This window comes from Streptomyces oceani (genome assembly GCF_001751245.1).
GTDB lineage: Bacteria > Actinomycetota > Actinomycetes > Streptomycetales > Streptomycetaceae > Streptomyces > Streptomyces oceani.
This window is the reverse complement of the sequence record NZ_LJGU01000112.1, coordinates 61,039-69,265: the sequence shown is the minus strand read 5'-3', so window position 1 is coordinate 69,265 and position 8,227 is coordinate 61,039. Positions and strand designations below refer to the sequence as shown.

At 70.8% G+C, this 8,227-nt stretch carries 7 protein-coding genes and 1 pseudogene; 6 read left to right on the top strand and 2 right to left on the bottom strand.

What is annotated here, in order from left to right; translation table 11 throughout:
* Positions 1-80 precede the first annotated feature (80 nt).
* Entirely contained in the window at positions 81-467 is a 387-nt protein-coding gene (locus tag AN216_RS05690; RefSeq protein WP_070195487.1) for a hypothetical protein, read from the bottom strand.
* Positions 468-566: 99 nt separating this feature from the next.
* Between AN216_RS05690 and AN216_RS05685 the strand changes: the two genes are divergently transcribed.
* A complete protein-coding gene (locus AN216_RS05685; RefSeq protein WP_070195486.1) occupies positions 567-1,079 on the top strand; it encodes a MarR family transcriptional regulator in 513 nt (170 codons plus the stop codon).
* Positions 1,080-1,185: 106 nt separating this feature from the next.
* A complete protein-coding gene (locus AN216_RS05680) occupies positions 1,186-1,965 on the top strand; it encodes a prepilin peptidase (RefSeq protein WP_070195485.1) in 780 nt (259 codons plus the stop codon).
* A 261-nt stretch (positions 1,966-2,226) separates the two neighbouring features.
* Here the strand turns inward: AN216_RS05680 and mgrA are convergent, their stop codons facing one another.
* Positions 2,227-3,282 carry an L-glyceraldehyde 3-phosphate reductase gene (gene mgrA, locus AN216_RS05675; protein WP_070195484.1) on the bottom strand — a complete coding sequence of 352 codons (1,056 nt, stop codon included), beginning with the start codon at positions 3,280-3,282 and terminating at the stop codon, positions 2,227-2,229.
* 206 nt (positions 3,283-3,488) lie between these two features.
* Here mgrA and AN216_RS05670 point away from each other — a divergent pair, with 206 nt between their 5' ends.
* The 4 genes and pseudogenes from AN216_RS05670 to AN216_RS05655 form a co-directional block, all read left to right on the top strand.
* Positions 3,489-4,250, top strand: a complete 762-nt coding sequence (locus tag AN216_RS05670) for an isoprenyl transferase (RefSeq protein WP_070195483.1) — start codon at positions 3,489-3,491, stop codon at positions 4,248-4,250.
* Positions 4,251-4,850: 600 nt separating this feature from the next.
* Entirely contained in the window at positions 4,851-6,167 is a 1,317-nt protein-coding gene (locus tag AN216_RS05665) for a PhoH family protein (RefSeq protein ID WP_070195529.1), read from the top strand.
* Positions 6,168-6,698: 531 nt separating this feature from the next.
* Positions 6,699-7,415: an aggregation-promoting factor C-terminal-like domain-containing protein gene (locus AN216_RS05660; RefSeq protein WP_070195482.1), complete on the top strand. Its 717-nt coding sequence runs from the start codon at positions 6,699-6,701 to the stop codon at positions 7,413-7,415.
* Between the two features lie 337 nt (positions 7,416-7,752).
* Positions 7,753-8,227: pseudogene (locus tag AN216_RS05655) on the top strand (AI-2E family transporter); the annotation flags it as partial.

Sequence of the window (8,227 nt, the reverse complement as noted above, 5' to 3'; positions counted from 1 at the left end):
GCGTGTCGCGTATGGCGGGCGCGTGCGATGCGGCTTCGAACGGCCCGTTGTGCGCGACTGGGTCGCGGGGCCGGAGCCGGTCAGGCCGCGACGACCTCGCTCGCGCCGCTGCGGGCCGCCGGGATGCCGACGAGTTGCACCGTCACGTGCGGCCGTACGGACTCTCCGAAGACCGCGACGACGGCGTCCGTGATGGCGGCGAAGAGTTGGGCCGGGCCGTTCACGAAGTCCGGGCGGTGGAACGCCTCCTCGCGGATGTTCATGGTCACGGAGGGCGCCTCCCGTTGGGTCGGCGCGCCGCCGACTCCGATGCGGCGGCGGGAGCTGCCGTGCAGCTCGACATGGGCGATGGGACAGGCCCAGTCGCCGTAGACCCGGATCGCGGCCTGGGTCAGTTCGTGGATGAGTCGGGTCTCTACTTCCGGGGTCAGGTCCTCTTCGGCGACGCGTACATGGAAATGTGGCAAGACGTGCCTGCTTTCTGTTGTTCGCTAGCGTTGAGGGGCGAGCGACTTTGCAAGCAAAACAGCTTTGTGTTCAAAGATATTACGAGAGAGGCGGTTCCGATGTCAACGGAGAGCCCCGGTGGCGACGTTGTCAGTGGTTCCGGCGCGGACACCGACGACGCGGTACGCGCGATGGTCATGCTGATGCCCCGGGTGATCGGGCGACTGAAGCGGACGCCGCCACCCGAGGAGGTGCAGGCGTTGGCGCTCGCACCCCGACATCTCTCGCTACTGGCCGGGCTGCTCTTCGACGGCGCTTCGACGGTGAACGAACTGGCGGCGCGGCTGGAGGTCGCCCCCACGACGGTCAGCCTCATGGTGGGTGAGCTGAGCCGGAAGGGGGTGCTGGAGCGCCGCGAGGACGAGCAGGACCGACGCCGTCGGATCGTGGACATCTCGGACGACTGGCGCACGGGCATCGACGCCTGGCTCGCGCGTGGCGCCGGCGCCTGGCGTACGGCGTTCGAGCCGCTGACCCCGGAGCAGCGGACGTTGGTCGTGGACACGCTGCGGGCGTACGAGGCGGCGATGGCGGAGGAGGGTCGCGAAGGGGGTGTGAGCGGACAGCGATAGCTGTCCGCGGTGGGAGCCAGCGATAGTTGTCCGCGGTGGGAGCCAGCGATAGTTGTCCGCGGTGGCGGCGGCGCTGGTTGCCGGGCCGTAGCCCGCCGGGTGCGGGATGTTCCGCTGGTGTGTGCCCGCGTACGCTCGCCGGGTGCTGCTGCTGTGGACCGCTCTCGCCGCCGGATACGGCGCCGCTGTCGGCCTGTTGATACCGCGTGCCGTCTACCGGCTCGCGGTGGAGCCGGCCGAGGCGTGGCGCGCGCACTGCCCGGCAGGTCACCCGCTGGGCGGACTCGGTCGGCCCGGCGGAGGCTGGTTGGGGCGCGCGTGGTGCGCGGAGTGCGCGGGGGCGTACGGACCGGGCGCGCGCTTCTTCGTACTCGGTGGCGGGCTGGTGTGCGGTGGCCTGACGGCCGTGGTGGGGGCACGGCCGGAGCTGGCGGTGTGGTTGCTCGCGGTGCCGATCGCGCTGCTGCTGGCGGCGGTGGACCGTGCGGTCAACCGGCTGCCGGACGTGCTGACGCTGCCGCTCGCGGCCGGGACGACGCTGCTGCTCGGGGTGGCCGCGCTGCTGCCGGGGGCGGGCGGCGACTGGCCGCGGGCGCTGCTGGGCGGGGTGGCCTTGGCCGCGGTCTATTTCGTCCTGTTCCTGATCAGCCCGAGCGGCATGGGTTTCGGGGACGTCAAGTTGGCGCTCGCTCTGGGAGTCGCTCTTGCGTGGTACGGCTGGGAGGTATTGCTCGCGGGCGCCTTCCTCGGCTTCGCGCTGCTCGCCTGCTATGGCGGGGTGCTGCTCGCGACCGGCCGGGCGGAACGCGGAGCGGCCCTGCCCTTCGGGCCGTTCATGGTGCTGGGGGCGCTGGTCGGAGTGCTGTTGGGCGGTGTGGCGGCCTAGCCGTGTTGCCCACGTACAGCCTCGCCCGCGCGGTGCCGTAGCGCCTCGTACGCGGTCCGGACGGTGCCCACACGAACGGTGGAAGCATCCGGACGGCACCCGCGAATCCGCCGAAGCCCGAGCGGAATCCCGGTCGAACCCGTCCGGTCGGACAGGTGCGCGGGCTATGCTGGGAATCCCCCCGCGGGCCGGTCCGTACCCCCCCTCGGACCGGCCCGTTTCCTGGTCACCGGCGCGCTCTCACTGGTCAGCTCTTCCTGGTCAGCTCTCGCTGCTGCGGGACCAGATGTTCACCCCCGGCTCCGTGGCGGCGTACGAGTCGATCTCCGACAGCTCCTCGGCCGTGAGCGCGGGCCCGTCCAGCGCCGCGACGTTGGCCTCCAGCTGGGCGACGCTGCTGGCGCCGGTCAGCGCGGAGGTCATCCGCGGATCGCGCAGCACCCAGGCGAGGGCCAGCTGCGCCAGCGACTGGCCGCGGCGCTCGGCGAGCGCGTTCAGGCCGTGCAGCCGGCGCCGCACCTCGTCATTCAGCCACCGTGGGTTGAGCGACTTGCCCTGGGCCGCGCGCGAGCCCTCCGGGATGCCGCCGAGGTACTTGTCGGTGAGCATGCCTTGCTGGAGCGGCGCGAACGAGATGCAGCCCATGCCCTCCTCCTCCAGGGTGTCCAGCAGCCCGTCGTCCTCGGTCCACCTGTTGATCATGGAGTACGAGGGCTGGTGGATCAGCGGACGCACCCCCATCTCCCGCAGCAGCCGCGCCGCCTGGCGGGTGCGCTCGGTGTTGTACGAGGAGAGGCCCACGTAGAGCGCCTTGCCCTGGTGTACGGCCGAGGCCAGGGCGCCCATCGTCTCCTCGAGCGGGGTGTCCGGGTCGAACCGGTGGGAGTAGAAGATGTCCACGTAGTCCAGCCCCATTCTGCGCAGCGAGGCGTCCAGGGAGGACAGCAGGTACTTCCGCGAGCCCCACTCGCCGTACGGGCCCGGGTGCATGAGGTAGCCCGCCTTGGTCGAGATGACCAGTTCGTCACGGTACGGGCGGAAGTCCGCGGCGAGGAGCCGGCCGAAGTTGGCCTCGGCCGAGCCGGGTGGCGGACCGTAGTTGTTCGCCAGGTCGAAGTGCGTGACGCCCAGGTCGAAGGCCCGCCGCAGGATCGCGCGCTGCCCGTCCAGCGGGAAGTCGTCGCCGAAGTTGTGCCAGAGGCCGAGGGAGATCGCCGGCAGGAGCAGGCCGCTGTGGCCGGTGCGCCGGTAGGTCATGGTGTCGTAGCGCGAGTCCGCAGCCTGGTAGGGGAAGGTGTGGTCAGCCGTGTCGTCCATGACACGTTCCTATCAAGGCCCGGTCGCCCGTGGTCCGGTCGGCGGGTGAACTCGGACTCGGCCCGGTGGCCGCCCGCGCGCTCGCCGGACCGCCCGCGCGTCCGCGGATGTCCCCGGGCTTCCCGACTTCGTACCGGCGGGCCCATACGCAGTAAGGTGCTGTGGTTCCCGCACTCGGCATGTCGGTATGGAGGAGTAGCACTCCCATGAAGCTTCGCGACCTGGTGTACAGGCTGTACGCGCGCCGTGTGGAGGATCGACTCGACTCCGCTCGCGGTCCCAAGCACATCGGGGTGATCCTGGACGGCAACCGTCGCTGGGCCCGTGCCTCCGGCGGGACCACGGAGCAGGGGCACCAGGCCGGCGCCGACAAGATCCGGGAGCTGCTCGGCTGGTGCGCGGAGACCGACGTCGAGGTGGTCACGCTCTGGATGCTGTCCACCGACAACCTGCACCGTGCCGAGGAGGAGGTGCTGCCGCTGCTCGGCATCATCGAGGACACCGTGCGGGACCTGGCCGCCGACGGCCGCTGGCGGATACACCACGCGGGTCAGCTGGACCTGCTGCCGGGCCGTACGCAACAGGTGCTCAAGGAAGCGGAGCAACGGGCCGGCGGAAACCGGGGCATACTCGTGAACGTCGCCGTGGGCTACGGCGGCCGGCAGGAGATCACCGACGCCGTACGCTCCCTGCTCGCCGAACGTTCCACCCAGGGCGCCACCCTGGAGCAGCTGGCCGAGACCCTGACCGTCGAGGACATCTCGGAACACCTCTACACCAGCGGCCAGCCGGACCCCGACCTGGTGATCCGCACCAGCGGCGAACAGCGGCTGTCCGGATTCATGCTCTGGCAGAGCGCGCACTCGGAGTACTACTTCTGCGAGGTCTACTGGCCGGCCTTCCGGAAGGTCGACTTCCTGCGGGCGATGCGGAACTACGCCGCCCGACACCGCCGCTACGGCAACTGAGCGAACCCGAGGACGCGCCGCCCGCGAGGCACCGGTCGCGCCCGCCGTACCCGCTGGACGCGCCGTACCCGCCGTACCCGCTGGACCCCCTCCACCGCGCCCCTCACCGCCGCCGCCGAGACCGGATCGGGCAGCGCCCGCCGGGCCGGCGTCCCGTTCGGCGGGCCCCGCCACCACGCTCGCCCCCCCCGGATCTAGCCAGATGCCACCTCTCGCCGTACGAGTGGCGGCGCGTCAGCGCGCGGGGCACGTCGCCGTGGCCGGCGGGTCACCCGCATAGCGGACACACGTGCCAACACCGCCCGAGCCGCCGCCGGTTCGTACGCCGGGTCGCCACGCCACGGGAGCGGCCCCCGAGTGGCCCTGCATGGCGTACCGACTGTGCGGGAATACCCCTGGTGGTCGCGTCCCGGACTGGGTCGCGGCTCCGGGAGGCCCGTTGCAGAGCACGGCGATCACGGCAGTGCCGTGGTGGACGAAGCGGAGGGCCGGAGTCCGGCCCGCGCGGCGTGGTCCGGGCCCGGTTCGTTCCGGCGCGACGCCCGCGTACGTACGGGCACAAGTCGCACCCCGCACTTGTCCAAGGGGGTACGTCCACCCGTGGTGAACAGCAAGAAGCGCAGCCCGCACGGCCAGCGCACCTATGTCGTCGACACCAGTGTGCTGCTTGCCGACCCTTCGGCCATCTCCCGATTCGACGAGCACGAGGTCGTGCTGCCCGTCGTGGTCGTCACCGAACTGGAGGCCAAACGCCACCATCCGGAGCTCGGCTACTTCGCCCGGGAGGCACTGCGCCGCCTGGACACCTACCGCGTCCAGTACGGCCGGCTCGACGCGCCGATTCCGATCGGCGACGTCGGCGGCACGCTGCGGGTCGAACTCAACCACTCGGACACCGCCGTGCTGCCGGCCGGCTTCCGGCTGGAGGACAACGACACCCGCATCCTCGCCGTCGCCCGGAACCTGCAGGCGGAGGGGTACGACGTGACGGTGGTGTCCAAGGACCTGCCCCTGCGCATCAAGGCTTCCTCGGTCGGTCTGCTGGCCGAGGAGTACCGCGCGGAGTTGGCCGTCACGGAGTCCGGCTGGACCGGCGTCACGGAGCTGACCCTGCCGGGTGAGCAGATCGACGAACTCTTCCAGGCCGGGAGCGTGTTCGAGCCGGAGGCGGCCGAGCTGCCCGTGCACACCGGGCTGGTGCTGCAGTCCGAGAAGGGCAAGGCGCTGGGCCGGGTCACACCCGAGGGCCGTATCAAGCTGGTGCGGGGCGACCGCGACGCGTTCGGCCTCAAGGGCCGCAGTGCCGAGCAGCGCATCGCGCTGGACCTGCTGCTCGACTCCGAGGTCGGCATCATGTCGATGGGTGGCCGAGCGGGTACCGGCAAGAGTGCCCTGGCCCTGTGCGCCGGACTCGAAGCGGTGCTGGAACGCCGGCAGCACGCGCGGGTGATGGTCTTCCGCCCGTTGTACGCGGTCGGTGGCCAGGACCTTGGCTATCTGCCGGGCACTCACGACGAGAAGATGAACCCGTGGGCCCAGGCGGTCTTCGACACCCTCTCCGCGGTGGCCGGTCGGGACGTCATCGAGGAGGTGGTCAGTCGCGGCATGCTCGAGGTGCTGCCTCTGACGCACATCCGGGGGCGTTCGCTGCACGACGCGTTCGTCATCGTGGACGAGGCCCAGTCGCTTGAGCGGAACGTCCTGCTCACGGTGTTGTCCCGGATCGGCCAGGACTCCCGGGTGGTGCTCACACACGACGTGGCGCAGCGGGACAACCTGCGGGTGGGGCGGTACGACGGGGTGGCCGCGGTGGTGGAGAAGCTCAAGGGCCACCCGCTGTTCTCGCACATCACGCTGACCCGCTCGGAGCGCTCGCCGATCGCCGCGCTGGTCACCGAGATGCTGGAGGAGGGGTGAGCGCCCCGCGCGCACGCCGCCGTTTCGTTGGTACCGACGCCGGGGTCGGCCAGCGGAACTGACGGACCCGAAGTGAAGGGCCGGAAAGTGAGTGACGCGGCCCGGACCTGACGGGACGTCCGCGACGGCGCGCGTGCGGCCAGTTCACCAGCGGTTCGTGGCCGGGGGCGTACGGGCAGGCCAAGGAGTCTACTCGCGCGAACCCCGGCCGCGTACGCGTTTCCATCAATCTCTCGGGCCAAACGCCCTGTGAGCTATCCCACTCGGCATGGAATTGCCTCAACCCGAGGGCGTCCGGCAGGGTGTGGGTTCTGTCAGGCCCCGCATACGGCACACCCGCACCATCCGTGGTGCAGCACCAGACAAATCAACAGCAGTACGCTGTATGCCGCCCGAAGAACCACGCGAGCCCTCTCCACCCGGAGAGAGCCGACCGGGCCCGTACCTCCGTGGCCAACGCAGTTGGAGGTCAGTGCCAGGGGCACGATTGCGCCCGCGCGGTCCCAGCGGGCGGTGTTGGAAGGAAACCGTGTGAGCCGGATCTCGGTCCGGGGGTTCGCGGTGGCTTCGGCCACTGCGGTAACCACCGTCGGCGCCGTTGTCGGAGCGGCATCGGGGAGCCAGCAGGGCACCTCCGGTGATGTCGAGGCAACCACCGCAGCCGACGCGACCGTCCTCGCAGATGTACACGCGGGTGACAACACCCAGGTTCAGACAGCTTCCGTGACCCAGCAGGCGGACACCCAGTCCAGCGCTGCTGCGTCGGCGGCCAAGCAGTCCGCGCGGGAAGAGGCCCGTAAGCAGGCTGCGGAGGACGCCTCCGCGAAGAAGGAGGCAGCCGAGCAGGCAGCCGCGGAGAAGAAGGCCCAGGAAGAGGCCGAGGAGCGCGAGGAGGAGGCCGCCAGCCGCTCCGAGGAACGTGGCGACCCGGGCGACTTCCCCGAGCAGAGTTCGTACACGGTGGCCGAGGTCAAGTCGATGGCCCAGCAGATCGTGGGCTCCGGCCAGTTCCAGTGCTTCTCGAACATAGTCGACCACGAGTCGGGCTGGGACTACACCGCGACCAACCCGTCCTCGGGGGCGTACGGCCTGGTGCAGGCGCTGCCGGCCTCCAAGATGTCCTCCGCCGGATCGGACTGGCGCACCAACCCCGCCACTCAGATCAAGTGGGGGCTCAACTACATGAACGACCGCTACGACAGCCCCTGTGGCGCCTGGGAATTCTGGCAGGCGAACAACTACTACTGACAGCGGTCAGCGGTCAGCGGTCAGTCGGGGCGCGCGACCACGACCGACAGCCATTCCGGTCGTTGGTCAGTCGCCCGCAGCGTGCTTGTCTCGGCTGTCCCCGAGCCCGATCCGGGCCGGGGGCAGCCGAGAGCCGTTTGTGGGCCGTGCGCACGCGCGCGGAACCACCGGGGGGCCGGGTGCGTACGGGAGCCGGGTACGGCGAGGGCCGTACGGCGGGGCCTGTGGCGGGCGGCTGCCGAAAGCGTGTGCCGGACCGAGGCAACCATTCGCCCGGGTACTCTCGTCCCACTGACGGCACCGGAGAAATGCGAGTGGGCGGGGGCGGAGGACACCGATGGCACGCAGGGTCGATCGAATCCTGAGTGGCGTGCAGGACTGGGCGGGACGGATGGCCGAGCGTCGCGCCCGTACGGTCGCAGCCGGGCCGGAGGAGCACGGCGACCGGGGCGGCGGCGCGCCGGCGGGCCGCACGGACACCGAACCGGAAACGGCTCGCGTGCCGGCACCACCCGCCTACGCCCCGGCGGTGCCGGCGAAGCCGGAACCAGCCGCGGTGATCCCGTGGGGGATGCGGGTGGCGGCCGAGGCCGGCTGGCGGCTGCTCGTACTCGCCGGTGTGCTCTACGTCCTGATGTCGGTGGTCAGCACGATCAGCCTGCTGATCATGTCGTTCGCCGCCGGTCTGTTGGTGACCGCGCTGATGCAGCCGACCGTGGCGCGACTGCGACGCCTCGGCCTCGGTCGGGGGCTGGCCACCCTGTTCACGTTCATCACCGGCTTCGTGGTGATGGGCCTGGTCGGCTGGTTCG

What these genes read in the sequence shown, in the direction of transcription:
- AN216_RS05680 (WP_070195485.1), top strand. Translation starts at nt 1,186, where the DNA reads ATGTTCCGCTGGTGTGTGCCCGCGTACGCTCGCCGGGTGCTGCTGCTG.
- AN216_RS05685 (WP_070195486.1), top strand. Translation starts at nt 567, where the DNA reads ATGTCAACGGAGAGCCCCGGTGGCGACGTTGTCAGTGGTTCCGGCGCG.
- mgrA (WP_070195484.1), bottom strand. Translation starts at nt 3,282, where the DNA reads ATGGACGACACGGCTGACCACACCTTCCCCTACCAGGCTGCGGACTCG.
- AN216_RS05670 (WP_070195483.1), top strand. Translation starts at nt 3,489, where the DNA reads ATGAAGCTTCGCGACCTGGTGTACAGGCTGTACGCGCGCCGTGTGGAG.